This window comes from Seonamhaeicola maritimus (assembly GCF_008056315.1).
In the GTDB taxonomy this organism is placed as follows: Bacteria; Bacteroidota; Bacteroidia; order Flavobacteriales; family Flavobacteriaceae; genus Seonamhaeicola; species Seonamhaeicola maritimus.
The window spans coordinates 305,843-329,688 of record NZ_VRKQ01000010.1; the positions used below are offsets into that span (position 1 = coordinate 305,843).

General features: G+C 33.0%; 25 protein-coding genes. 11 read left to right on the forward strand and 14 right to left on the reverse strand.

Features of this window, described 5'->3' with window-relative positions:
* The first annotated feature begins 95 nt into the window (after positions 1–95).
* The 3 genes from FUA22_RS09475 (at position 96) to FUA22_RS09485 (ending at position 4,783) form a co-directional block, all read left to right on the forward strand.
* A complete protein-coding gene (locus FUA22_RS09475) occupies positions 96–446 on the forward strand; it encodes a 4Fe-4S dicluster domain-containing protein (RefSeq protein ID WP_147767724.1) in 351 nt (116 codons plus the stop codon).
* Between the two features lie 319 nt (positions 447–765).
* A complete protein-coding gene (nifJ, locus tag FUA22_RS09480) occupies positions 766–4,296 on the forward strand; it encodes a pyruvate:ferredoxin (flavodoxin) oxidoreductase (RefSeq protein ID WP_147767725.1) in 3,531 nt (1,176 codons plus the stop codon).
* 112 nt (positions 4,297–4,408) lie between these two features.
* Positions 4,409–4,783 (forward strand): HEPN domain-containing protein, encoded by a 375-nt coding sequence (locus FUA22_RS09485; protein ID WP_147767726.1) that lies wholly within the window; start codon positions 4,409–4,411, stop codon positions 4,781–4,783.
* A 27-nt stretch (positions 4,784–4,810) separates the two neighbouring features.
* Here FUA22_RS09485 and FUA22_RS09490 read toward each other — a convergent pair whose 3' ends face one another.
* From FUA22_RS09490 to trmB, 5 genes are all read right to left on the reverse strand, one after another.
* The gene (locus FUA22_RS09490; protein WP_147767727.1) at positions 4,811–5,053 is read right to left on the reverse strand and encodes a NifU family protein; all 243 of its coding nucleotides are present in this window, start codon (positions 5,051–5,053) and stop codon (positions 4,811–4,813) included.
* 5 nt (positions 5,054–5,058) lie between these two features.
* Entirely contained in the window at positions 5,059–6,195 is a 1,137-nt protein-coding gene (locus FUA22_RS09495; RefSeq protein WP_147767728.1) for an Mrp/NBP35 family ATP-binding protein, read from the reverse strand.
* Between the two features lie 109 nt (positions 6,196–6,304).
* Positions 6,305–6,634, reverse strand: a complete 330-nt coding sequence (locus FUA22_RS09500) for an MGMT family protein (RefSeq protein ID WP_147767729.1) — start codon at positions 6,632–6,634, stop codon at positions 6,305–6,307.
* Between the two features lie 3 nt (positions 6,635–6,637).
* Positions 6,638–7,267 carry a LysE family transporter gene (locus FUA22_RS09505; protein WP_147767730.1) on the reverse strand — a complete coding sequence of 210 codons (630 nt, stop codon included), beginning with the start codon at positions 7,265–7,267 and terminating at the stop codon, positions 6,638–6,640.
* A 3-nt stretch (positions 7,268–7,270) separates the two neighbouring features.
* Positions 7,271–7,945: a tRNA (guanosine(46)-N7)-methyltransferase TrmB gene (trmB, locus tag FUA22_RS09510; protein WP_147767731.1), complete on the reverse strand. Its 675-nt coding sequence runs from the start codon at positions 7,943–7,945 to the stop codon at positions 7,271–7,273.
* Positions 7,946–8,055: 110 nt separating this feature from the next.
* Between trmB and FUA22_RS09515 the strand changes: the two genes are divergently transcribed.
* On the forward strand, positions 8,056–9,102 hold the full coding sequence (locus FUA22_RS09515; protein WP_147767732.1) for a glycosyltransferase: 1,047 nt from the start codon (positions 8,056–8,058) through the stop codon (positions 9,100–9,102).
* Here the strand turns inward: FUA22_RS09515 and FUA22_RS09520 are convergent.
* Together FUA22_RS09520 and FUA22_RS09525 are read right to left on the reverse strand one after the other, a co-directional pair.
* The gene (locus tag FUA22_RS09520) at positions 9,085–10,134 is read right to left on the reverse strand and encodes a sensor histidine kinase (protein ID WP_147767733.1); all 1,050 of its coding nucleotides are present in this window, start codon (positions 10,132–10,134) and stop codon (positions 9,085–9,087) included. The two genes, FUA22_RS09515 and FUA22_RS09520, sit on opposite strands and share 18 nt — an antisense overlap.
* Positions 10,134–10,814, reverse strand: coding sequence for a response regulator (locus FUA22_RS09525; RefSeq protein ID WP_147767734.1), 681 nt, complete (start codon positions 10,812–10,814; stop codon positions 10,134–10,136). The genes FUA22_RS09520 and FUA22_RS09525 overlap by 1 nt, the downstream gene beginning before the upstream one ends.
* Positions 10,815–11,009: 195 nt before the next feature.
* Between FUA22_RS09525 and FUA22_RS09530 the strand changes: the two genes are divergently transcribed.
* Positions 11,010–11,354 carry a T9SS type A sorting domain-containing protein gene (locus FUA22_RS09530; protein WP_147767735.1) on the forward strand — a complete coding sequence of 115 codons (345 nt, stop codon included), beginning with the start codon at positions 11,010–11,012 and terminating at the stop codon, positions 11,352–11,354.
* A 78-nt stretch (positions 11,355–11,432) separates the two neighbouring features.
* Positions 11,433–12,413 carry a LuxE/PaaK family acyltransferase gene (locus FUA22_RS09535; protein ID WP_147767736.1) on the forward strand — a complete coding sequence of 327 codons (981 nt, stop codon included), beginning with the start codon at positions 11,433–11,435 and terminating at the stop codon, positions 12,411–12,413.
* A 151-nt stretch (positions 12,414–12,564) separates the two neighbouring features.
* Here FUA22_RS09535 and tyrS read toward each other — a convergent pair whose 3' ends face one another.
* Entirely contained in the window at positions 12,565–13,860 is a 1,296-nt protein-coding gene (tyrS, locus tag FUA22_RS09540) for a tyrosine--tRNA ligase (RefSeq protein WP_147767737.1), read from the reverse strand.
* Between the two features lie 87 nt (positions 13,861–13,947).
* Here tyrS and FUA22_RS09545 point away from each other — a divergent pair, with 87 nt between their 5' ends.
* Positions 13,948–14,955: an NAD-dependent epimerase/dehydratase family protein gene (locus FUA22_RS09545; RefSeq protein ID WP_147767738.1), complete on the forward strand. Its 1,008-nt coding sequence runs from the start codon at positions 13,948–13,950 to the stop codon at positions 14,953–14,955.
* Here the strand turns inward: FUA22_RS09545 and FUA22_RS09550 are convergent.
* Genes FUA22_RS09550 through FUA22_RS09560 form a run of 3 tightly spaced genes read right to left on the reverse strand, consistent with a single transcriptional unit; the run spans position 14,933 to position 17,564 of the window.
* A complete protein-coding gene (locus tag FUA22_RS09550; RefSeq protein WP_147767739.1) occupies positions 14,933–15,466 on the reverse strand; it encodes a DUF4296 domain-containing protein in 534 nt (177 codons plus the stop codon). The genes FUA22_RS09545 and FUA22_RS09550 overlap by 23 nt on opposite strands.
* A complete protein-coding gene (locus tag FUA22_RS09555; RefSeq protein WP_147767740.1) occupies positions 15,466–16,806 on the reverse strand; it encodes a dihydroorotase in 1,341 nt (446 codons plus the stop codon). The genes FUA22_RS09550 and FUA22_RS09555 overlap by 1 nt, the downstream gene beginning before the upstream one ends.
* Before the next feature lie 35 nt (positions 16,807–16,841).
* Positions 16,842–17,564, reverse strand: a complete 723-nt coding sequence (locus FUA22_RS09560; RefSeq protein WP_147767741.1) for a polyprenol monophosphomannose synthase — start codon at positions 17,562–17,564, stop codon at positions 16,842–16,844.
* A 116-nt stretch (positions 17,565–17,680) separates the two neighbouring features.
* On the opposite strand from FUA22_RS09560, the gene FUA22_RS09565 reads away from it, so the two are divergent.
* Positions 17,681–18,325: a DUF4271 domain-containing protein gene (locus FUA22_RS09565; RefSeq protein ID WP_147767742.1), complete on the forward strand. Its 645-nt coding sequence runs from the start codon at positions 17,681–17,683 to the stop codon at positions 18,323–18,325.
* A 25-nt stretch (positions 18,326–18,350) separates the two neighbouring features.
* Positions 18,351–19,100 carry a uroporphyrinogen-III synthase gene (locus tag FUA22_RS09570; protein WP_147767743.1) on the forward strand — a complete coding sequence of 250 codons (750 nt, stop codon included), beginning with the start codon at positions 18,351–18,353 and terminating at the stop codon, positions 19,098–19,100.
* Between the two features lie 69 nt (positions 19,101–19,169).
* Here FUA22_RS09570 and FUA22_RS09575 read toward each other — a convergent pair whose 3' ends face one another.
* From FUA22_RS09575 to FUA22_RS09585, 3 genes are all read right to left on the reverse strand, one after another.
* The gene (locus FUA22_RS09575) at positions 19,170–20,249 is read right to left on the reverse strand and encodes an L-rhamnose/proton symporter RhaT (RefSeq protein WP_147767744.1); all 1,080 of its coding nucleotides are present in this window, start codon (positions 20,247–20,249) and stop codon (positions 19,170–19,172) included.
* An 88-nt stretch (positions 20,250–20,337) separates the two neighbouring features.
* On the reverse strand, positions 20,338–21,954 hold the full coding sequence (gene pckA, locus FUA22_RS09580) for a phosphoenolpyruvate carboxykinase (ATP) (RefSeq protein ID WP_147767745.1): 1,617 nt from the start codon (positions 21,952–21,954) through the stop codon (positions 20,338–20,340).
* Positions 21,955–22,017: 63 nt separating this feature from the next.
* A complete protein-coding gene (locus tag FUA22_RS09585) occupies positions 22,018–22,413 on the reverse strand; it encodes a DUF423 domain-containing protein (RefSeq protein ID WP_147767746.1) in 396 nt (131 codons plus the stop codon).
* 178 nt (positions 22,414–22,591) lie between these two features.
* Here FUA22_RS09585 and FUA22_RS09590 point away from each other — a divergent pair, with 178 nt between their 5' ends.
* Together FUA22_RS09590 and FUA22_RS09595 are read left to right on the forward strand one after the other, a co-directional pair.
* Positions 22,592–23,062 carry an Lrp/AsnC family transcriptional regulator gene (locus FUA22_RS09590; protein WP_147767747.1) on the forward strand — a complete coding sequence of 157 codons (471 nt, stop codon included), beginning with the start codon at positions 22,592–22,594 and terminating at the stop codon, positions 23,060–23,062.
* Positions 23,063–23,085: 23 nt separating this feature from the next.
* On the forward strand, positions 23,086–23,811 hold the full coding sequence (locus tag FUA22_RS09595; protein WP_147767748.1) for a 3-keto-disaccharide hydrolase: 726 nt from the start codon (positions 23,086–23,088) through the stop codon (positions 23,809–23,811).
* Positions 23,812–23,846: the final 35 nt, after the last annotated feature.

The following is a 23,846-nucleotide window of genomic DNA, read 5'->3' on the forward strand; positions in this document are numbered from 1 at the left end:
AATTTTACTTTTCAGTAAGAAACATGAAATTTATCATATAATCATTACTGAAAGAAATATATTTTTACAAATCATGTCTTAAAAATAAATAAATTATGGCGATTATAATAACCGATGAATGCATTAATTGTGATGCTTGTGTTGCAGAGTGTCCTAATAATGCAATTTATGAGCCCGATCAAGAATGGGCCTTTTCCGATGAGACTGCTTTAAGCGGCACTGTTACACTTCCTAATGGAGAAGAAGTTGATGCAGATGAAATGAACGAACCTGTTTCTGATGAGTTCTATTTTATTGTACCAGATAAGTGTACCGAATGTAAAGGATTCCATGAAGAACCTCAGTGTGCTTCTGTATGTCCGGTAGATTGTTGTATTCCTGATGAAGACCGTGTTGAGTCAGAAGATGAATTACTAGAGAAAAAGGCTTGGTTACACGCCGAATAGTATTTTCAACCTTAACTAAGGCTGAATTACAAGTTTGAGGGCTTACTTCAAACTATAAACTTATGAATACACTTGAGGGTTTCTCGTTATGAGAAGCCCTCTTTTTTTATTCTTCTACAAAGCTTACTCCCTGATGACATGACAATTATCATAGTCTGCGAGTCTTAATCCTTATAACTTTAGACAAATTTAGTTAGAAAGACCTAGGAGATTTTGTCTTTGTTTTAATCTTAATAGGTCTAGTTATAATCAGAAATTTAACAATAAGCAAATGCTCTTGCTTAGTAAATTTCATATTGTTTAATAATATACCTTTATTATGAAGAAAGAATTTCCAAAATTAATTTGTGATGCTAATGAGGCCGTGGCAAGAGTTGCACATAAAACAAACGAAGTGTGCGCTATTTACCCCATAACACCGGCATCACCTATGGGTGAACATGTTGATGTTTATAGCTCGAAAGGGCAAAAAAACATTTGGGATAATGTCCCTAGAATAGTTGAAATGCAAAGTGAAGGCGGTGCCGCAGGTGCTGTTCATGGATCATTACAGGCAGGAGCCTTAACAACTACGTTTACCGCTTCCCAGGGGTTATTATTAATGATTCCAAACATGTATAAAATTGCAGGAGAGCTATTACCTTCTGTTATTCATGTAGCCGCAAGAACTGTTGCAACTCATGCTTTATCAATATTTGGTGATCACTCCGATGTTATGGCAACTAGACAAACTGGGTTCTCCATGTTGTTTGGAGGTTCAGTTCAAGAAGCGCATGACTTTGCATTAATATCTCAAGTTGCTTCATTAAAATCTAGAATACCTTTCTTAAATATATTTGATGGTTTTAGAACGTCTCATGAGATTTCTAAAATTGATGGTGTAACTGATGATATCATTAAAGACATGATGCCAGAAGATGAAATAATGGCTCATAAAAAAAGATCATTAGACCCAGACAATCCTGTTATTAGAGGAACATCTCAGAATCCAGATGTGTTCTTCCAAGCAAGAGAAGCTGCCAATTCTTTTTACGAAAAAGTACCTGGTATAGTAGATAGGACTATGGATGAATTCTATGAGCACACAGGAAGACGTTATAGCTTGTTCTATTATGTTGGACACCCTGAAGCCGAAAGGATTATCGTAATTATGGGTTCTGGCCAAGGCCCTGTCATGGAAACTGTTGACGCCATGGTGAAAAATGGCGAAAAAGTTGGAGCTGTTATAGTTCGTTTATTTAGACCATTCTCTATAAGTCATTTTGTTGATGCTATTCCAGATACTGTTAAGAATGTTGCTGTATTAGACAGAACAAAAGAACCAGGTAGTTTAGGAGAACCTCTTTATCAAGATGTTATAACTGCATTCAATGAAAGTGAAAGAGGTATGCCTGAAATTATTGGTGGGCGGTACGGATTAAGTTCAAAAGAATTTGACCCTGCCATGGTTAAGGCTGTATTTGATGAATTAAGCAAACCTCAACCTAAAAATCACTTCACTATAGGTATTAATGATGATGTTACACATACCAGTTTAGAAATTGGAGACAGATTTAAAACTGCGAAAAACACATTTAACTGTATGTTCTTCGGATTAGGTTCAGATGGTACAGTTGGTGCCAACAAAAACTCCATTAAGATTATTGGTGAAACCACTGATAATTATGTTCAAGGGTATTTTGTTTATGACTCGAAAAAAGCGGGTGCCCAAACCATATCGCATTTACGCTTTGGACCAGATCCAATCTATTCAACCTATTTAATTCATAAGGCTAACTTTGTAGCTTGTCATCAATTTAACTTTATTCAAAAGTATGATATATTAAATCACGCTAAAAAAGGCGGCACATTCTTATTAAACTCACCTTATGATAAAGATGAGATTTGGGATGAACTTCCAAAATTAATGCAAGATGAAATTATTAAAAACGAATTAGAGTTTTACGTAATTAACGCATCAAAAGTTGCTCAAGAAGCTAAATTAGGTAAGCGTACTAATACGGTTTTACAAACGTGTTTCTTTGCCATTTCTGGAGTTTTACCTAAAGACGAAGCAATAGATAAAATTAAAGAAGCCATTGTAAAATCTTACTCTAAAAAAGGTGAATCTGTAGTTCAAATGAACTTTAATGCGGTAGATAAATCGCTTGAAAATCTTCAAAAGGTAGATTACCCGAAACAAATTACTAATAACAATGAGCTCAAACCTATAATGACAGGTGATGCTGATCCGTTTGTACGGGAAATTTTAGGTAAAATTCTAGCAGGAAAAGGTGACGAATTACCTGTTAGTGCTTTCCCTGTAGATGGAACGTTCCCAACAGGAACTACACAGTTTGAGAAAAGAGGTATTGCAGATTTTGTTCCAGTTTGGGATGATGAAAATATTTGTACACAATGTAATAAATGTGTTGCTATTTGTCCGCATGCAGCCATTAGAGCAAAAGTTGTAAGTAATAGTGAATTAGAGGGCGCTCCTGCTTCATTAAAGGCTGTTCCGGCTAAAGGTAGACCATTTTCTAAAGACGAAGAATCTTATGTGCTTCAGGTGTCTGCTCAAGATTGTACTGGTTGTGATCTATGTGTAGCCGTATGTCCTGCGGTAAGTAAGGAAGACCCTGACTTTAAGTCTATCAATATGCATAGTAAGCTTAAAGTTGAAGTTGAAGAAGATGCTAATTGGGATTATTTTGTGAATTTACCAGATTACAACAGGTCAGAGTTACAGATTACAAATGTTAAAGGATCGCAGTTCTTAGAGCCATTATTTGAATTCTCAGGCGCATGTTCAGGTTGTGGTGAAACACCATACATAAAATTATTGACACAATTATATGGAGATAGTATTTTAATAGCTAATGCCACGGGTTGTTCTTCTATTTATGGAGGAAACCTTCCAACAACGCCTTATAAAACCAATAAATTTGGTAGAGGTCCTGCATGGGCTAATTCTTTATTTGAAGACAATGCTGAATTTGGTATGGGAATGAAGTTAGCTTTATCTAAAAAACAAGAATATTCTATTAGTTTATTAAAAGGATTAGAAAATGAAGTTGGAACCGAATTGGTTGAGGCCATTTTGAACAATCCTGAAAAGACAGAAGCCGAAAAAGCTGAGAACTTTGCCAACCTAGATAAGTTGAGAGTTAAATTAGAAACCATTGATAATCCTAATGCTAAAAAACTAGCACAATTAACGGAGTACCTACGCAGAAAATCTGTTTGGATACTTGGTGGTGATGGTTGGGCTTATGATATTGGTTATGGTGGTGTTGACCATGTATTAGCCTCTGGAGAGAACATCAATATTATGGTGTTAGATACAGAAATTTATTCAAATACCGGTGGACAAACCTCAAAAGCTACACCTTTAGGCGCCAGTGCTAAATTCTCTGTTTCTGGTAAACGTACAAGCAAGAAAAGTTTAGCGTTACAAGCTGTTTCTTATAGTAATGTTTATGTAGCTCAAATTGCCATGGGAGCTAAAGATCTTCAATCTTTGAAAGCTATTGAAGAAGCTGAAGCTTATGATGGACCATCATTAATTATTGCTTATTCGCATTGTGGTGATCACGGTTATAACCTTCGTGATGGAGCCTTACAGCAAGAAAAAGCAGTACAAAGTGGTTACTGGCCATTATTTAGATTCGACCCATCTAAACCAAAAGGCAAGAAGTTTAAATTAGATTCTAAAGCACCTTCTATTCCGCTTAAAGACTTTATGTATAACGAAACACGTTTTACAACAGTTGTTAGACAAAACGCGGAACTTGGCGCTCAATTATTAGAGCGTGCTCAAGATGAAGTTAACACCAATTGGGAGCGTTTAGAACTTTACAGAGACATGTAAAACACATAATTGTGTTTACTTTATAATTAGATCAGAAACATTCTAACTAGTGCCATTCAGTGCTAGTTAGAATGTTAAAAAGAAAGACTGTTAACTAAACACATTATTAATTATGGAACCAAATGCAGATAAACTTTTTTTGACTGCCATTGATAAGCTCAATAAAGCCAATAAAGAGCTATATAAACCCGAAGAAGATGTTGTAGCATATTCTGTTTGTAAAAATTCACAATATGCCATTGAAAATTTTCTAAAAGGATATTTAATAAAAAAAGGAGTTGACACTAGTAGTTTAGAAACAATAGCGCAACTTTATGAGGCATGCAAAAAAATAAATATCAATTTTGAAAAAGTTGATTTATCAGATTTTCAATGCTTATCTCATAAAATAGATTCAAGATATTGCAATGAATATGGTAAAGTAAACAGTTGCTTTGCTTCTGCTGATGATTTGGATACTTTCCTTAGGAAGGAAAAAATCATATAATTGGTCTAAACTTACTAAAATAGAAAATTAAACCTCAATATTAACAACTTCCTCTATCTGTGGAGCATACTTTTTAATAGTCATTTCCACACCAGATTTTAATGTCATTTGATTAACACTACATCCAACACAGGCTCCCTGCAGTTGCACGCGCACAAGCTTATCATTCTCAATAGACAATAAGGAAATGTCTCCTCCATCACTTTGTAGAAACGGGCGAATCTCTTCTAAAGCCTTTTCAACATTTAATTTTAATTCTTCTGAACTCATATTTCTTACTTTTTAACGGCCGCACACCCCGCCATGGTAGTAATTTTTATCGCTTCGGTTGGAGGTAAATCATCATTTCTTCTAACCACCTCCTGTACTACATTTTGAGTTAGTTTTTCAAACGACTGTTCTAAAGGTGTTGCTGTCTGTAACGCAGCTGGTCTTCCAACGTCTCCTGCTTCTCTTATACTTTGTACCAATGGAATTTCACCTAAAAACGGTACTTTTAAATCCTCAGCCAAATTCTTAGCACCTTCTTTCCCGAAGATATAGTACTTATTATCTGGTAATTCCTCAGGAGTAAAGTACGCCATATTTTCAATAATACCTAAAACAGGAACACTAATACTATCTTGCTGAAACATAGCAACTCCTTTCTTAGCATCAGCCAACGCCACATTCTGAGGCGTACTTACAACTACAGCTCCTGTAATTGGCAATGACTGCATAATGCTTAAATGAATATCTCCAGTTCCTGGAGGCAAGTCTAATAACAAAAAGTCTAATTCTCCCCAATGCGCATCAAAAATCATTTGATTTAATGCCTTTGCCGCCATAGGACCTCTCCAAACAACAGCTTGATTAGGCTGAGTAAAAAAGCCTATAGAAAGCACTTTAACACCATAATTTTCAATGGGCTTCATTTTTGATTTACCATCAATGTTTACGGCTAAAGGTTTTTCAGCCTCTACATCAAACATAATTGGGATTGACGGCCCATAAATATCTGCATCTAAGACACCAACTTTAAAACCCATTTTAGATAAAGACACAGCTAAATTTGCTGTTACTGTAGATTTACCTACACCACCTTTACCAGAAGCTACAGCAACAATATTTTTAATTCCAGGAATTGGATTTCCTTTAATCACATTTGCTTTTGGCGTTGCAGGTGCATCAACTTTTACGTTAACTTTAATTTTAGCTTTTTCATAAACCTGCTCATGAATGGTTTTTAAAATATCAACCTCCGTTCGTTTTTTAGCTTGTAAACTTGGGTTTTTAATAGTTATATCAACTATCACCTCATCTGCAAAAGTCACCACATTAGTAACCGCTCCACTTTCAACCATGTTTTGACCTTCACCTGGAACCGTAATGCTCTCCAGTGCCTTTAATATATCTTGCTTTTTAAGTTTCATTTCTATTATTAAGAATCATTCTAAGATGCAAATATAGTCATTAAAGCTAGAAGACGGAAGCTGCTTATAAGAAGTTTTATTAATGGTTACATTCTCAAAATCTATGAGATTACAACTCTTCAGAAGGTTCCCAAAAAACTACATCAAAATCTTGAATCTGACTATCAATGACCTTTATGCCTTCACTTTCTAAAAGTTGTTCCATCAAATTAGTGCCATCAAAATGATGCTTTCCAGTAAGCAAACCTTTTCTATTTACAACACGGTGTGCTGGAACATCTTTACCTCCAGAACCATTCATGGCATAACCTACCATACGTGCACTTCTAGCAGCTCCTAAATATTTTGCAATAGCACCATAACTAGTTACCCTTCCGTAAGGTATTAAACGGGCAACCTCATAAACCTTATCAAAAAAACTTAAAGTTTCAGGTTTCATTACTTACATTTCTTTAAGAATATTTATCAACGTTACTATAGAAATAATTCCTGTAATACCTCCAATTATATAATTCATATTCTTTTGAGAGGTCAATGTTTTACTTTTTATCTTATCAAAAAAGAAAATGTACATATACAGCATTACAAAGGTTCCGCTGGCAGCCCCAGCTACATATGATATAATACTTATTTGTTCAAAATCTAACCATCCAAAGGAAGCCAAAGTAATGGTCATATAAGCTTGATACGGAATTGGAAATACATTAATAGAAGACAATAACATACCTTGAAAAAACCTACTGTATTTACTCCTAATCTGCGGTTCAATTTGTTGTTTAGGTTTTGTTTTTGCAATGAACAAAAAGTAAACAGTAATAAGTATAAAAATTACCAAGGCAACTCTTTGTAGAACATCTATAACCTCTGGATGATTACTTAAATATCTAGCAAATACGGAAGCAATAGCCGTTTGAACCATAACTATAACACAGACACCAATTGAAAAAACAATGCCTCTACTATGACCGTCTTTTAGGCTAATTTTGGCAGCAGTCATATTTAACAACCCAGGAGGAATAACACCCAATAAAGCAATAAATAAACCTAAAAAGAATATAAAAGTAATGTTCAAATCCTACTTAATTTTAAATCTAATATACGTAATTGGTTTGTTTTGCTCTAGATACTGCGACTCATAAAAAGTTTGAATAGCCGTAACATCTTCTGGACTTCCTTCTTGCTTATAAACATTGTGATTAGCATAGAGCACCTCATGCCCTGATCCATGCAGTAAGCCCAAGGTATAACCATGCATAAATTCACTATCAGTTTTTAAATTAACAACACCATCTGGTTTAAGTACTTGCTTATATTTATTTAAAAATTCAATATTGGTCATCCTGTGCTTAGTACGCTTATATTTTATTTGAGGGTCTGGAAACGTTATCCAAATTTCATCAACTTCATTTTCTGCAAAAGCGTAGGTTATCAACTCTATTTGAGTTCTTAAAAAAGCAACATTTGAAACATCATCTTCTAATGCTGTTTTGGCTCCACGCCAAAAACGCGCACCTTTTATATCAATACCAATAAAATTTTTGTTTGGATATTTTTTAGCTAAAGCGACAGAATATTCACCTTTACCACAACCCAATTCTAAAACTATAGGATTATTGTTATTAAAAACCGTGGCTCTCCATTTACCTTTTAGCTCATAGTCTGTATTTACTATATCGTCTCTATTTGGTTGATAAACGTTAGAAAATGTTTCATTTTCTTTAAACCTTTTTAGCTTGTTTTTACTTCCCACGCCGTATTTTAACTATTACTTATTACTCTTGAATTTTTGGTAAAATTAAGGAAATATACAACAGGGTTTATATGCTTATATTTGTTTTTACTCACTAAGTGAGATTTTAAATGAAGAAACGCATTTTAGTAGCACCATTAAATTGGGGATTAGGTCATGCCACCCGGTGTATTCCTATTATAAGAGCTCTTATAAACGAAGGGTTATTACCTATTATTGCTAGCGACGGTGCAGCCTTAACACTTTTACAAAAAGAATTCCCAACCCTTTCATTCATAGAATTACCTGCATACCATGTTACTTATGCAAAAAACAAAAAGAATTTTAAATTAAAGTTGATTAAGGATGCTCCTAAACTTTTGAAAGCCATAAAAGCTGAAAGAAAAGCCATAAAAAATATTGTGAAAACACACTGTATTTCTGGAATTATTTCAGACAATAGATATGGTGTTTACAGTGAAAAAGCACCATCGGTTTTTATAACACATCAACTTAATGTTTTAAGTGGTAACACCACCTGGTTGAGCACGAAAATACATCAAAAAATAACAAAGAAATTTGATGTATGTTGGGTTCCCGATGTAGAAGATGATATTAATTTAAGTGGAAAATTAGGGCATACTGATTCCATCAAAATGCCAACTAAATATATTGGTCCGTTAAGCAGATTTAAAAGAAAGTCTACTAAAACACATAACCAAATTCTGGTGCTTATTTCTGGTCCTGAACCTCAACGAACTCAACTAGAAGAAAGACTTTTTTCAGAACTAAAAAAACACCCTGGAAAAGTAGTTTTTGTGAAAGGTGTCATGGAAAAAGAGCAAACTATTGAAGCATCTGGAAATATGATGGTTTACAATTTTATGACTACGGAATTGTTAGAAAAAACTATAAACGAAAGCGAATTGGTAATTTCAAGATCTGGCTATACTACAATTATGGACTTGGCCAAATTGAATAAAAAAGCATTATTTATCCCAACTCCGGGTCAATTTGAACAAGAATATTTAGCTAAAAGATTAACCAAGTTAAACCTTGTACTAAGTTGTAATCAAAATGATTTTACATCTGAAAAAATTAAAGAGGCAGATCAATTTTCAGGGCTAAAAGCATTTGAATATGAAGTAAACTTTCAGGAGTTATTTGGCCTTTTCTAGAGTGAATGAAAATTCACTACCAACACCAAATTCACTTTCCACATATATCTTTTCATCATGAGCCTCTATTATGTGTTTTACAATTGAGAGGCCTAAACCAGAACCACCTTCTTTTCTAGAACCGCTTTTATCTACTCTATAAAAACGCTCAAATAAACGCGGCAAATGTACTTTCTCAATACCTTCACCATTATCTGTTACCCGAACTATGACCTTGTTTTTAATAAGATTTTCTATACTTACCTCGGTGGTTCCTTTTTCCCTGCCATACTTTAAGGAGTTAACTATTAAGTTAGCAACCACCTGTTGTATACGTTCTTTATCTGCTTTAACCATTACGGGTCTGTTATAGCCAGTATCAAACATTAAAGATATTTTTTTCTTGCTAGCCTTCATTTCGAACATATCAAAAACACTCTTAACAAGCTCAACAATGTCAAATATTTCAATATTAAGTTGCAAATCACCAACTTCTAACTTGGTAATCATATCTAAATCATTAACAATATACCCAAGTCTTTCAATACCTTTGCTTGCTCTTTCTAAATATTTTGTTCTAATATTTTCATCATTCATTGCTCCGTCTAGCAAAGTTAAAATATAACCCTGAACGGTAAACAATGGGGTTTTTAATTCATGAGATACATTCCCCAAAAACTCTTTTCTATATTGTTCTCTTACTTTAAGGGCTTCAATTTCTATTTTTTTATCTCTGGCAAACTTATCAATCTCTTGAGTAAGCGTTCTCATATCCGTAGTAATTGCCCCTTTGGTTAAACTGGCAGACTCTAAAAGAGTTAAATCGTCATAGATTTTTTTAACACGTTTATAGATAAAGCGTTCTACTCTAAATTGAATAACTCCAAAAGAAAACAGGTATGTAACAACAGCCAAAATTAGCACATAATACCATTTTAACTCGTAGAAAAAGTATAAAAAAACACTCGTTAAGAGCGTTATATAAAAAGTTATATAAAGCGATGTATATATCGCAAACCTGAATGATTTTTTAAATTTTGTTGAATCTGGCATTAATCTACAAACTTGTACCCAACGCCCTTGACTGTTTTAAAGCTATCGTCTCCTAATTTTTCTCTTAATTTACGAATATGCACATCTATAGTTCTTCCTCCTACAACAACCTCATTACCCCAAACGGCATCAAGAATTTCATCGCGCTTAAAAACTTTCCCTGGCTTTGATGCCAATAAAGATAATAATTCAAATTCTTTTCTTGGTAAAATGATTTCCCTTCCTTCAGACATCACTTTATATTCATCTCTATTTATCACCAAACCGCCAATTTTCATGGAATCTGCAGCATCTTCTTCCTTGAATCTTCTAAGAAGCGCTTTAACTTTACTTACTAAAACCTTAGGCTTAATAGGTTTTGTTATATAATCATCTGCTCCCGCATCAAAACCAGCTACCTGGGAATAATCTTCACCTCTCGCCGTTAAAAAAGTTATAATTGAATTTTTTAAATCTGGATTTTTTCGCATTAATTCACATGCTTCAATACCATCCATTTCAGGCATCATAACATCTAAAATAATAAGTTGAGGCAATTCTTTTTTTGCTTTCTTAACTCCTTCAAAACCATTTTCAGCTGTAATAACTTGATACCCTTCGCTTGATAAATTATAACCTACAATCTCTAAAATATCTGGCTCATCATCAACTAATAGTATCTTAATATCCCTTTTTTCCATTATCAATTCATAGTTTCTAAAAAGTAAAGATAAAACTTAATGCACAATTTAATATGCTTAACAAATTTAATAACATTAAGATAACAAACAACTTACCCTAAATTAACCTTTCTACAAAAAAACGTAAATCTTTAACACTTTTTTGGTACAACTTTTGCAGATAATTACTAACTTTAATGCAACTGAACAAAACGCATGAAGAAAAGCTACTTTTTAACTTTATTTTTTACTTTAGTATTATTTGCAACCTCACAGGTAGTAGAGGCACAAAATTTTACTAGAGATACTCCTATTCAGGAAAATATAGAAGGGTTGACTATATATCCTAATCCTGTTAGTAGTAGTAGAACCTTTATCTATATTACCTCAAAAAGAAACTTAACTAAAAGAATAGAGGTTTTTAATGTATTAGGAAAACAAATACATGCTACCAAACTTGTTGGCAAAGAGTTAAGTATTACTAATTTAAGCACCGGTGTTTATATCTTGAAAATTACTGAAGGTGATGTTAGTGAAACCAGAAAATTGGTGATTAAGTAACTGTAAATAAATTTATTTTAAAAGCGTTGCGTACAGCAACGCTTTTTTATTTTATATACTTTTGCTTTAGACAACGCTATGATAGACCCAAATACTATTTTTAATATTAAAACTAAACAAGAATTTAACCAGAAGGCTCTTGAAGTTTTTAAATATCAATTTGAAAACAATAGGGTTTATAGGTCCTTTTGTGATTTATTGTATAAAACTCCAAGTGATGTAAGTTCTATAAAGGACATTCCTTTTTTGCCCATTCAGTTTTTTAAATCTCATGAGGTTTTAAGTTCAAATGAAAAAATTAAAACTACGTTTACTAGCTCTGGAACAACAGGATCTATAACCAGTAAACACCATGTAACCGATTTAAAAATTTACGGAAGGAGTTTTAATTCAAGTTTTAATCAATTCTATGGAAATATTGAAGATTATGTCATTTTAGGGTTGTTACCTTCGTATTTAGAACGCAAAGGATCTTCATTAATTTACATGGTAGATGCGTTTATTAATCTATCTAATCATCCAGAAAGTGGGTTTTATTTCAATAATCTAAAAGCACTAACAGAAACTCTAATAAAAGTTGATTCTGAAGGAAAGAAAGTATTATTGATTGGTGTGTCTTTTGCACTTTTGGATTTGGTTGAAACCTATCAATTCCATTTAAAAAACACCATTATCATGGAAACTGGTGGTATGAAGGGCAGAAGAAAAGAATTGATTAGAGAAGCATTACACAAACAACTAGAAAAAGGTTTTGGAGTTGACATAATTCATAGTGAATACGGTATGACAGAATTATTAAGTCAAGCTTATTCCAAAGGTGATGGTGTATTTAATTGCCCCAACTGGATGCGGGTTTTAACAAGGGATACCGAAGACCCACTTTCTATTCAGAAAATTGGTAAAACAGGTGGGTTAAACATTATAGATTTAGCAAATATTAACTCTTGTTCTTTTATAGCCACTCAAGATTTAGGACACGTAAATAGTGATGGTACTTTTGAAGTAATAGGGCGTTTTGACAATTCAGATATACGTGGTTGTAACCTAATGGTTTTATAAAAATCACTTTTCCCAAAAAAAATAAAAATATTTTGTAAGCTTTTGATGTATATAACGACAAAACCTTAAAGCTAAGAAAAAGAAAGATTAGTTTTTAATTGGTTGGTTAGCTATAAAGCCTGATTTTCTTAAAAATCAGGCTTTATACATTTTATACAATTCTTAATAAGAAGTAATTCTTTTTTCCGCGTTGAAGTAGCACAAATTTATCGTTAATTAAATCTGAATTTGTGATTTTATAATCTTCCTTAACTTTTACTTTATTAACAGAAATTGAGTTTTCTTTTAAGGCGCGTCTTGCTTCTCCGTTAGATTTTAAAAACCCACCTTTTTCTGCTAATGCTGCTATCATTTCCAACCCATTTTCAACATCGGATGCAGGAACTTCTGTTTGAGGAACACCATCAAAAACATCTAAAAATGTTTGCTCATCTAATTGTTTTAAATCCTCATCAGTAGATTTACCAAAAAGAATATTACTTGCTTTAATGGCATTATCTAAATCGCTTTCAGAATGAACCATTTTGGTTATTTCCTCTGCTAATCTTTTTTGTAACACCCTAACATGAGGTGCCTGTTTATGCTCTTCAACTAAAGCATTAATTTCTTCTTCTTTTAAAAAGGTAAAAATTTTAATATACTTTTCAGCATCCTCATCTGAAGAGTTTAACCAGTATTGGTAAAACTTATATGGTGATGTTCTCTTAGCATCTAACCAAACGTTTCCTCCTTCAGATTTTCCGAATTTAGAACCATCTGATTTCGTGATTAACGGACATGTAATGGCGAAACCTTTTCCACCAGAAATACGTCTTATTAATTCAGTTCCGGTAGTAATATTTCCCCACTGATCACTTCCACCCATTTGTAAAGTGCATTTATTTTCTCTATATAAATGAAGAAAATCATAACCTTGAACTAATTGATAAGTAAACTCGGTAAAACTCATGCCTTCTGATGAATCAGAAGAAATTCTATTCTTCACAGAATCTTTAGCCATCATATAGTTTACGGTAATATGTTTACCCACATCTCGAATAAATTCTAGAAATGAAAACTCCTTCATCCAATCATAATTATTAACAAGAACAGCTGCATTATCAGTATCACTTTCAAAATCTAAAAAATGTGCTAACTGCCCTTTAATGGATTCTTGATTATGGCGAAGCGTTTTTTCATCAAGTAAATTACGCTCATTAGATTTTCCTGATGGGTCTCCAATCATTCCCGTTGCACCACCTACTAAGGCAACTGGCTTATGCCCACAACGTTGATAATGTGCCAAAATCATGATAGGTACCAAATTACCAATATGTAAAGAATCTGCCGTTGGATCAAACCCAATATAGGCACTCTTCATACCTTCCATTAAGTGTTCTTCAGCCCCAGGCATAACTGTATGAATCATACCTCTCCAAGTTAATTCTTCAACAAAATTCTTTATCATTTTAAATCTCATTTAATAAAACAGTGCAAAGATAAAAATCAATGTAGAATTACTTAGGTATTCTGAATAATTCTTTACTTTAGTTGCATGATTTTAGTTACAGGAGGTACTGGGTTGGTGGGAGCACATTTGCTTTATAAGCTAGCTAGCAATGATGAAAAAGTTAGAGCTATTTATAGAAATGAACCCAAATTAGATAATGTAAAAAATGTATTTTCTTGTTATAGCCGTGATTATGAAAGCATATATGATAAAATTGATTGGGTAAAGGCAGATATATTAGATGTTCCTTCTTTAACGGAAGCGCTAACATCTGTAGATTATGTGTATCACTGTGCCGCTTTTGTTTCTTTTGAACCCAACAAGTACCATCTTTTAAGAAAAACCAATATTGAAGGCACTGCAAATGTGGTAAACCTTTGCTGCTCACACAACATAAAAAAGCTTTGCTATGTCAGTTCTACTGCAGCTTTAGGTCATAGTATTAATAACAAACCTATTGATGAAGACACTGTTTGGAACCCCGAAGAAGACAATAGTGTTTACGGTATTACAAAATACGGAGCCGAAATGGAGGTATGGCGTGCCACTCAAGAAGGTCTTAATGCTGTTATTGTTAATCCTGGTGTTATTTTAGGTGCTGGAATATGGCGTTATGGTAGCGGAAGTTTATTTAAAAAAGCTGCTAAAGGATTAAAATATTTCTCTTGTGGAACTGTTGGACTTGTTACCGTTAATGATGTAGTTGAGATTATGACCAAACTGATGAAAAGCAACATTGTTAACCAACGTTTTGTTTTAGTTGCCGAAAATTGGACCTACAAGCAATTTTTACAAACCCTGTCAAAATCAGTTGGAGCAAAACCACCTAAAAAGTTAGCAAGTGCTTTATTACTAAAAACAGGATGGAAATTAGATTGGTTAAAAACAAAACTTACCGGAAAAAGACGTGTTTTAACAAAGCATATCGTTAAGTCTTTATCGACAGAAAAAAACTATGATAGTAATAAAGTAAAAGAAGCTTTAAAACACTCTTTTGAACCAATAGATAGCAGCATAACTCAAATAGGCGCTATTTTTCAGAAACAGGCGTAATTAACTTACCTTCACTTTCAATTAATTCTGGAATTACACCCTCTGGCAGCGTATCATTTATTTTTGTAAGAACTAACGAATCACTTACTCTTGAAAACTTTATAGAATCTCTTTTTTTCAAAATAGCATCTAAAGAATCCTTGTGCTTCTTCTCTTTTTCCTTTCTTTCAGTTTCCTGCAGTTCTTTATATTTTGCTTTAAGCTCTTCTAAACTATCTTTAACCATTTCATAAATTTCTTCATAATCTTTTACATAATAGGTATAATAAGCATTACTTTCGGCAAACTGTAAACTGTCAATATTGTATTTATTATATACATAAGTGTCAGGAAAAACGCCATTTTCTTCCATAGTTTTTTTGTTAACCGCATTAGCCGATGCTACTATTTTTGCATCAATTAAAATGTTAACCATTTGCTTCTTAGAAATTAAATTCTTTGGCTTTTCTGGACCGCCACAGGCAGTCAAGAATAACGTGCAAATAAAAACTATAAAAAACTGCTTTAACATTATCTATTAAAAGTTAATCGTTTTGCATATTTAACATCACTAAATTTCGAGTTCTGATATGCTAAATTACCATTTATAAATGTATGAGTTATTCTAGATTTAAACGTTGCCCCTTCAAACGGAGACCATCCACATTTATAAAGGGTATTATCCTTTGTAACCGTCCAAGGATTATTTAAATCTACCAATACCAAATCTGCAAAATAACCTTCTTTAACATAACCACGTCTATCAACTTCAAATAGTATTGCGGGATTATGGCACATTTTTTCAACTATTTTTTCTATTGAAATTTTACCTTTATGGTACATTTCCAAAATAGCTGGTAAAGCATGCTGAACCAAAGGTCCGCCAGAAGGCGCTTTAGTATAAACGTTATTTTTCTCCTCTAAAGTATGTGGTGCATGATCTGTGGCAATAACATCTATTCTATCATCAAGCAAGGCCTCCCATAATTGCTCTCTATCTTGAGCTGTTTTTACTGCTGGATTCCATTTTATGAACGTTCCTTTCTTTTCATAATCTTCATCTGAAAACCACAAATGATGAATACATACTTCTGACGTTATCTTTTTATCTTTTAAGGGGATATCATTGTTGAACAATTCAGTTTCCTTTCCTGTTGACAAATGAAAAACATGTAATCTTGCACCCGTTTCTTTAGCTAATTCAATAGCTTTTGAAGACGACAAGTAACAAGCTTCTTCACTTCTGATTATTGGATGCTGCTTAATTGGAATATCATCTCCATATTTATCAATATGCTCTTGCATGTTTTTTTTGATAGTACCTTCGTCTTCACAATGCACAGAGATTCTTAGGTTTGTACTTTCAAAAATCTTTTTCAAAACTTCAGGATCATCAACTAGCATATTCCCTGTAGAAGACCCCAAAAACAATTTTAATCCAGCTACTTGATTAACATCTAACTTTAAAATTTCTTCTAAATTATCATTAGTTCCACCGAACATAAACGAATAATTTGCTGAAGATGTTTTTGCAGCTATGGCAAATTTTTCTTCTAACTTTTCAATGGTTGTAGTTTGCGGATTTGTATTAGGCATCTCTACAAAAGAGGTGATTCCACCTGCAATAGCAGCTTTAGACTCTGTTTCAATATTAGCCTTATGTGTTAGTCCTGGCTCTCTAAAATGCACCTGATCATCAATAGCTCCAGGTAATAAATATTTCCCTTCGGCATCAAAAACCAAAACATCGGCTGATTTTGGAGTTAGAGATTCTCCTATCTTTTTTATGTATTCGCCCTCAATTAATATATCGCCATTAAAAACAACACCTTCATTTACTATGTTGGCATTTTTTATAAGTGTTTTTTTCATTTTTATCTGTCAAAATTTTAAATCCTAAATGGACATTATCTTTTAAAAAGACTTTTTAATTTCATTGATATAACTCCAAAAATAGCTTCGGAAATAATTCCTGAACTTAATTTAGATTCGCCTTTGGTTCTATCTGTAAAAATTACAGGAACTTCAGTTATTTTAAACTTCTTTAAATAGGTTTTAAATTTCATCTCAATCTGAAATGCATATCCAATAAATTTAATAGCATTTAAATCTATAGTCTCTAAAACCTCCCGTTTATAACAGACAAAACCAGCAGTAGTATCATTAATATTCATTCCCGTGATAAACCGCACATACTTTGATGCACAGTAAGACATTAGCACTCTACCCATTGGCCAGTTTACCACATTCACCCCTGTAATATAACGGGATCCGATTGATAAATCAGCACCATTAATGGCACAAGCATCATATAACCTTTGTAAATCCTTAGGGTCATGTGAAAAATCCGCGTCCATTTCAAAGATGTATCGGTACTCTTTTTTTAAACACCATTTAAATCCGTGAATGTAAGCAGTACCTAAGCCCGATTTTTCTTGTCTAACCTCTAAAAACAGTCTATCTGAATAATCTTTTTGAAGTTCTTTAACCTTTAAACTGGTCAAATCTGGTGAATTATCATCAACAATAAGAATATGAATTGCCTCAGACTGAGAGAATACAGCCTTAATTATAGCTTCAATATTCTCAATTTCATTGTAAGTTGGAATTATAACAATGGCTCCTGTCATTCTTATTCAGTTGCGCTTTTTAATTTTAGCAAATGTACATTAATAAGCGTTTATTTTTTTTAAATATTCCTTAATTATTTGAGCCTCTTGTTAATTATTTGTGATAATTTTATGCCATGCTTAGGGAAATTGCATCAAATGAAATATTTACGGTTTTATTGATAATTGGGCTCGCTATTTTAGCCATTGTAAAATTGACTGCTCCCAAACGTTTTGATGATTTTATCTTTGTTATAGGAAATTCTAAGTACCTGAAAATATATTCTAGAGACCAAAAATTCCTTGATAAGTTTGATGCTTTATTGTTTGGAAATTTAATAATAACCTCTTCAATATTTGCCTACATTCTTCTACAGTTTTTTACCGAATCAAAAGAAATCTCTATTAACACTCTTTTTAAATTAGGGGTTGGGATTGCTGCGTTCATTTTAATAAAAGTGCTTATTGAAAGGCTTATAGGAAGCCTTTTTGAATTGGATAGTTTAATGGATACTTATCTTTTTCAAAAAATAAGTTATAAAAACTTTTTAGGTGTTTTATTACTCCCTATTAATGCTTTTTTGTTATATAGTTTGGAGTTAACATTACCCATAATTTATATTATGCTTATCATTTTGTTAATTGTTAATATTATTGGGCTTATTACATCTTTTAAAACGCATCAAAGTTTAATTAAAAGTCACTTTTTCTATTTTATTTTGTATCTTTGCGCTCTCGAAATCGCACCCTATGTAATATTATATAAGGTGTTTTTGACATAGAACAACGAACAAACTACTTGAGCTTATGAAAGTGAAAACAATTTTAGTATCTCAACCAGAACCTAAAATAGAGAACTCACCTTACTTCGATTTACAAGAAAAACAGAAAGTTAAAATAGATTTTAGACCCTTTATTCATGTTGAAGGAGTTTCTGCCAAAGATATTAGACAACAAAAAGTTGACTTAAATAATTATACGGCCATTATTTTAACAAGTAGGAATGCCGTAGATCACTTTTTTAGAGTAGCAGAAGAAATGCGTTTTAAAGTTCCAGACTCCATGAAGTATTTCTGTCAGTCTGAAGCTGTTGCCTATTATCTACAAAAATATGTGGTTTACAGAAAACGTAAAATTTATGTTGGAAAACGTACGTTTGCTGAATTATCTCCGTTAATTAAAAAGTACAAAGACGAAAAATTCTTGTTACCGAATACCGATAAAGTAAAACCTTTGGTTCCGGAAACATTAAACGCCTTAGGTGTTGACTGGAAACAGGCTACATTTTTCAAAACTGTAGTTAGTGATTTATCTGATTTAGCTGATGTTTACTATGATGTTTTAGTTTTCTTTAGCCCGTCAGGAATTGAATCATTATTCCAAAATTTCCCTGACTTTCAGCAAAACGATACGCGTATAGCTGTTTTTGGTAATACAACAATTAAAGCTGTAAAAGAAAAAGGGTTACGTGTTGATATTTCAGCACCAACTCCAGAAACACCTTCTATGACTATGGCTTTAGAAAAGTACATTGAACAGGTTAACAAGCGAAAATAATAATTACTTTATATAATAATAAAAAAGGCTGATTTTAAAAATCAGCCTTTTTTATTTCGTGCTATTATACTAAGGTTCCACGGGTTGCACAAAAGTAACCTGTTCACTTTCTTGTATTTTCATATAATTTCCTTTGGCTATAATTAATACGCCAATTATAAGAATTGCTAAACTTACTCCAAGTATCCTTCTACTCTTTTTAGATGACCCACGCCATTCATTTGTTAGAATACCATTAAATGTTGCTACCATAATAGCTCCCGTTTCAAGAATAGCAAACCCAACAGAGGTACCTAATTCACCTAAATGGTAAGCCGCTAAGCCGTAAATAACTAAAGCAGCATCATGAAATACTGCCATAACAATAACCAAAATAATAGCAGTTAATGCACCGGCTTTAGTAAAGTTACCCCAAGTCTTGTTTTTACTAAGTCTGAAAGCAAAAAACAGTGTAGTAGAAATTGTAGCTCCCATAAAAATAGGCAGTAAAACTGCTAAACGAGCAATCCATGGTTCATTTCCAAATTGTACCTCAGCAACTTCTCCAATACCTCCAAGATTATTCCCTGTATGATAAGACAAATTAAATCCTGCAGCACAAATAGCTCCTAAAACACAAAATAATATTCCTTGCCTTATTGTTTTCGTGTCTTTTTTCTCATTGCCACCTCCTTTACTCCTATCTCTTAAAATTCCGGCGTAACCGTTTAATGTAATACCAGAAACTATAACCGCAATTCCAACTAACATAATGTTACCAATGGAAGTGCCAATAACACTATCCTGACCCTCAGGCACTAATATTAATGGCAACACAGTATCTATAGAAGTTATAACTCCTAAAAACAAACTAAAAGCCAGTGCCATTCCAATGGAATTAATACTATAGCCCCACAGCATATTACCAATACCCCAACAAAAACTTAAACCAAACATGGTGAAAAAGACCCATGACGGTATTTGAGAATAAATCCCCCACAAATCATTTACAAGTGAAAATGTTACAATTAATGGAATAACGAACATACCAAAAAAGAAGAAACCTGCCCAAGTGTTTTCCCAAGCAAATCCCTTAGTATATTTAGAAGGAAGCGCATAAACACCTAATAAAACAGCCGATAAAAAAGCTAATAAAACACCTGTAATCATAATTTGAGATTTAAATTCTCCGAATATAAAAAAAACACCTGTAAAAAGGTGTTTTTTTTATTGTCTATAGAATATTTATATAGTTACATTAAAACGTATAACGCTGTGGTCCACCACGTCTAATCTCCTCACTACAATGTGCTTCAAACTTTTTAAAGTTTTCTCGGAAAGCATTGGTTAATTTAAATGCCGTAGTATAATATGCCTTATCATCATTCCAAGTTTGTCTGGGACTCAAAACACTAGTTGGAACTCCTGGGCAGGTTCTTGGTTGTGCCACTCCAAAAACGGAGTGAATGTGATAATCATCATAATTATACAACCCCAAATCACCATTTAACACCGCATTTATCATAGCTCTGGTATATTTTAACTCCATACGTTTACCAACGCCGTAAGGACCACCTGTCCACCCAGTATTTACGAGCCATACATTTACGCCTGCTTCTATCATTTTCTTACTTAGCATTTCCGCATATTTAGCAGGGTGCAATGGCATAAATGGTGCTCCGAAACATGCAGAAAAAGATGGCATTGGCTCAACCACTCCAGCTTCGGTACCAGCTACCTTAGCTGTGTAACCAGAAATAAAATGATATGCAGCTTGACTAGGTGTTAACTTAGAAATTGGAGGTATTACTCCAAAAGCATCGGCAGTTAAAAAGAATATATTCTTAGGGTTCTTACCAATAGATGGAATCTGAATATTCTCTATATGATGAATTGGGTAACTCACTCTTGTGTTTTGCGTAATTGAAGTATCTCCAAAATCCACAACACCATTACCATCTAAAACTACATTTTCTAAAATGGCTCCTTTTTTAATAGCATCATAAATCTCAGGTTCCTTATCTCTTGAAAGATTTATAACCTTGGCGTAACAACCTCCTTCAAAATTAAAGACTGTATTTTCATTAGTCCAACCATGCTCATCATCTCCAATCAAGCTTCTATTAGGATCTGTTGACAAGGTGGTTTTACCTGTTCCAGAAAGTCCAAAGAAAATTGCTGTATCTCCGTCTTTACCAACATTTGCACTACAGTGCATAGGCAATGTGTTTTTAAACACGGGAAGAACAAAATTTAATGCTGAAAAAATACCCTTTTTAATTTCACCGGTATACCCTGTACCTCCAACAATAGCAATTTTTTTTGAAAAATCTAAAATTGCAAAATTATGCTGGCGTGTACCATCTTCTTCTGGGTCTGCCATAAAACCTGGGGCATTCATAACAGTCCATTCTGGATTAAAATTATTAAGTTCATCCTCCGTTGGTCTGATGAACATATTATGAGCAAACTGATTACTCCAAGGATACTCATTAAATACTCTAATACTTAATTTATAATTATCATCGGCACAAGCATAACAATCTCTAACATATACTTCTTTATTAGAAAGATAGCTTACCATTTTACTATACAATCTCCCAAACTTATCGGGGTCAAAAGGAATGTTAATATCACCCCACCAAACACGGTCTTTGGTAATATCATCTTTTACAATAAACCTATCCTTTGGAGAGCGTCCCGTAAACTCCCCAGTACTTATGGCTAAAGAACCTGAGGAAACTTCTACTCCAAGTCCCTTTTCAACTGAAATATCATGAAGTTGTTCTGGAGACAACTGATAATTTATTTTAGCGTTCTTAATACCATATTGATCCAAAGAAATAGTTTTCGAAACTTGATTATAGCTATTCATAATTTGCTTATAAATCATTTAATACGCAAAAATAAAATAATTATTTTGAATTATTCGTGATTTTTAACTCGATTTAACTTCTTTTTTTGAAAAATTCACAATTAACAAGCTCCAAGCGAGAATAAATAAAAACCCTCCAATTGGAGTAATGAATCCAATTGCTTTAAAATCAAAAGCAGATAAGGAATTTGTAGCTAAACCATAAATTGATCCTGAAAAAAATAAGGTTCCAAAAACAACAAAATAATAAATCACTGTTTTGAATTTTTTAGCTATTAAAGAGCTACTTCCAACAAACAACAATAGAATGGCATGATACATTTGATAGCGAACCCCGGTTTCAAAAGATTTTTGAGCTTCAGGAGTAATTAATTCTTTTAATCCATGTGCTCCAAAAGCTCCCAAAATAACAGCTATAAGCCCTAAGATAGAGGCCGTAATTAAAATTGTTTTATTCATGATAAGGTGCTTTCATAATTATGATTGTAAAATTACTCAACTAATTTTATTAAATATAACATTTAAAGGATTGATTAGGAATGTTATTCGATTTACCTGAACAATCAATTATAATATTTTAGTTTTAATTTGAAACCAAATGATTACATTTGCGTTCTAAACAGAAACAACAAACTCAATGAAATCAAAAGAGAAAGCCCTTACTATTGACGGTATAGATAAAAAAATATTACGTGCGTTAATGGTTGATGCTAGAACACCTATTCTTGAAATTGCTCGTAATGTTGGTATTTCAGGAGCTGCTATTCATCAGCGTCTTCGAAAACTTGAAAAATCTGGATTAATAACAGGTTCTAAATTTGTAATTAATCCAAGGGTTTTAGGTTATACTACGGTTGCTTTTATTGGAGTCTATTTAGACAAAGCTATTCACAACCCCGAAGCTATTAAGCAACTTAAAAAAGTCCCGGAAGTTTTAGAATGCCATTACACCACTGGAAATTGGAATGTTTTAATTAAAATTATTTGTAAAAATAATGCACATTTAATGCATTTACTTAATGATGAAATTCAGACCATTGCTGGTGTTTCAAGAACAGAAACATTTATTTCTCTAGACCAGCAAATTGATAGACAGATGAAGATTTAAAAACCGCCCAACTATATTCTTATATGACAAAAACTAACTTTGTTTTAAGCCTTTTCATTGGTCTTATAGGTTTTACTGTTATTGCTCAAAAAATTGAATGGCATAATCCATTTCCGCAAAACGAATTGAATTCCATTTATACAACAACCTACAAAACTGATTCAAGCGGTGAAAACAACTATGTATTTGAAATAAAAAAAAATAAAATAAATGTTTTATTTGACTGGAAAGGTGACAAAGCTCCTTTTGCCTTATTAAGTACAACAAAGAAATACAGCAGTTTTAATTTAGAGTTGGAATACAAGTGGGGTGAGCGTAAATTTGCCCCTAGATCAGAACAGAAAAGAGATGCTGGTATTTTATTCCACATTAATGGAGACATTGTTATTTGGCCTTCTAGTCTAGAGTGTCAAATACAAGAAAATGATACTGGTGATTTATGGGTAATTAAGGGTCCTAAAGTAAGTGTTATAAACCCCGACAATTCGGAAACATTAGTAGACTCAAGTGGAGAAAAAGAATATATGAGAGGTGTTAAATTTGCTAATAATGAAAATAAGGGATGGAATAAGGTCCGTTTGGAAGTTAGATCTAACAAATCTGCAAAATTTTATGTTAACGGAAAATTAGTTAATGAAATTGTTAATTTTCTTGATTCGAATGGTAATCCTTTGAACAGTGGTTTTATTGGTATTCAAGCCGAGGGAGCAGAGTTAACTTATAGAAATATCAAAATTCAAGAAATTTAGTATAACTAAACTATCAAAAGAAAACAAAAAGCCCA

Bases quoted from the DNA above. Each gene is read 5' to 3' on its own strand.
- FUA22_RS09475 (WP_147767724.1), top strand. From the start codon at position 96: ATGGCGATTATAATAACCGATGAATGCATTAATTGTGATGCTTGTGTT.
- nifJ (WP_147767725.1), top strand. From the start codon at position 766: ATGAAGAAAGAATTTCCAAAATTAATTTGTGATGCTAATGAGGCCGTG.
- FUA22_RS09485 (WP_147767726.1), top strand. From the start codon at position 4,409: ATGGAACCAAATGCAGATAAACTTTTTTTGACTGCCATTGATAAGCTC.
- FUA22_RS09490 (WP_147767727.1), bottom strand. From the start codon at position 5,053: ATGAGTTCAGAAGAATTAAAATTAAATGTTGAAAAGGCTTTAGAAGAG.
- FUA22_RS09495 (WP_147767728.1), bottom strand. From the start codon at position 6,195: ATGAAACTTAAAAAGCAAGATATATTAAAGGCACTGGAGAGCATTACG.
- FUA22_RS09500 (WP_147767729.1), bottom strand. From the start codon at position 6,634: ATGAAACCTGAAACTTTAAGTTTTTTTGATAAGGTTTATGAGGTTGCC.
- FUA22_RS09515 (WP_147767732.1), top strand. From the start codon at position 8,056: ATGAAGAAACGCATTTTAGTAGCACCATTAAATTGGGGATTAGGTCAT.
- FUA22_RS09520 (WP_147767733.1), bottom strand. From the start codon at position 10,134: ATGCCAGATTCAACAAAATTTAAAAAATCATTCAGGTTTGCGATATAT.
- FUA22_RS09525 (WP_147767734.1), bottom strand. From the start codon at position 10,814: ATGGAAAAAAGGGATATTAAGATACTATTAGTTGATGATGAGCCAGAT.
- FUA22_RS09530 (WP_147767735.1), top strand. From the start codon at position 11,010: ATGAAGAAAAGCTACTTTTTAACTTTATTTTTTACTTTAGTATTATTT.
- FUA22_RS09535 (WP_147767736.1), top strand. From the start codon at position 11,433: ATGATAGACCCAAATACTATTTTTAATATTAAAACTAAACAAGAATTT.
- tyrS (WP_147767737.1), bottom strand. From the start codon at position 13,860: ATGATAAAGAATTTTGTTGAAGAATTAACTTGGAGAGGTATGATTCAT.
- FUA22_RS09545 (WP_147767738.1), top strand. From the start codon at position 13,948: ATGATTTTAGTTACAGGAGGTACTGGGTTGGTGGGAGCACATTTGCTT.
- FUA22_RS09550 (WP_147767739.1), bottom strand. From the start codon at position 15,466: ATGTTAAAGCAGTTTTTTATAGTTTTTATTTGCACGTTATTCTTGACT.
- FUA22_RS09555 (WP_147767740.1), bottom strand. From the start codon at position 16,806: ATGAAAAAAACACTTATAAAAAATGCCAACATAGTAAATGAAGGTGTT.
- FUA22_RS09560 (WP_147767741.1), bottom strand. From the start codon at position 17,564: ATGACAGGAGCCATTGTTATAATTCCAACTTACAATGAAATTGAGAAT.
- FUA22_RS09565 (WP_147767742.1), top strand. From the start codon at position 17,681: ATGCTTAGGGAAATTGCATCAAATGAAATATTTACGGTTTTATTGATA.
- FUA22_RS09570 (WP_147767743.1), top strand. From the start codon at position 18,351: ATGAAAGTGAAAACAATTTTAGTATCTCAACCAGAACCTAAAATAGAG.
- FUA22_RS09575 (WP_147767744.1), bottom strand. From the start codon at position 20,249: ATGATTACAGGTGTTTTATTAGCTTTTTTATCGGCTGTTTTATTAGGT.
- pckA (WP_147767745.1), bottom strand. From the start codon at position 21,954: ATGAATAGCTATAATCAAGTTTCGAAAACTATTTCTTTGGATCAATAT.
- FUA22_RS09585 (WP_147767746.1), bottom strand. From the start codon at position 22,413: ATGAATAAAACAATTTTAATTACGGCCTCTATCTTAGGGCTTATAGCT.
- FUA22_RS09590 (WP_147767747.1), top strand. From the start codon at position 22,592: ATGAAATCAAAAGAGAAAGCCCTTACTATTGACGGTATAGATAAAAAA.
- FUA22_RS09595 (WP_147767748.1), top strand. From the start codon at position 23,086: ATGACAAAAACTAACTTTGTTTTAAGCCTTTTCATTGGTCTTATAGGT.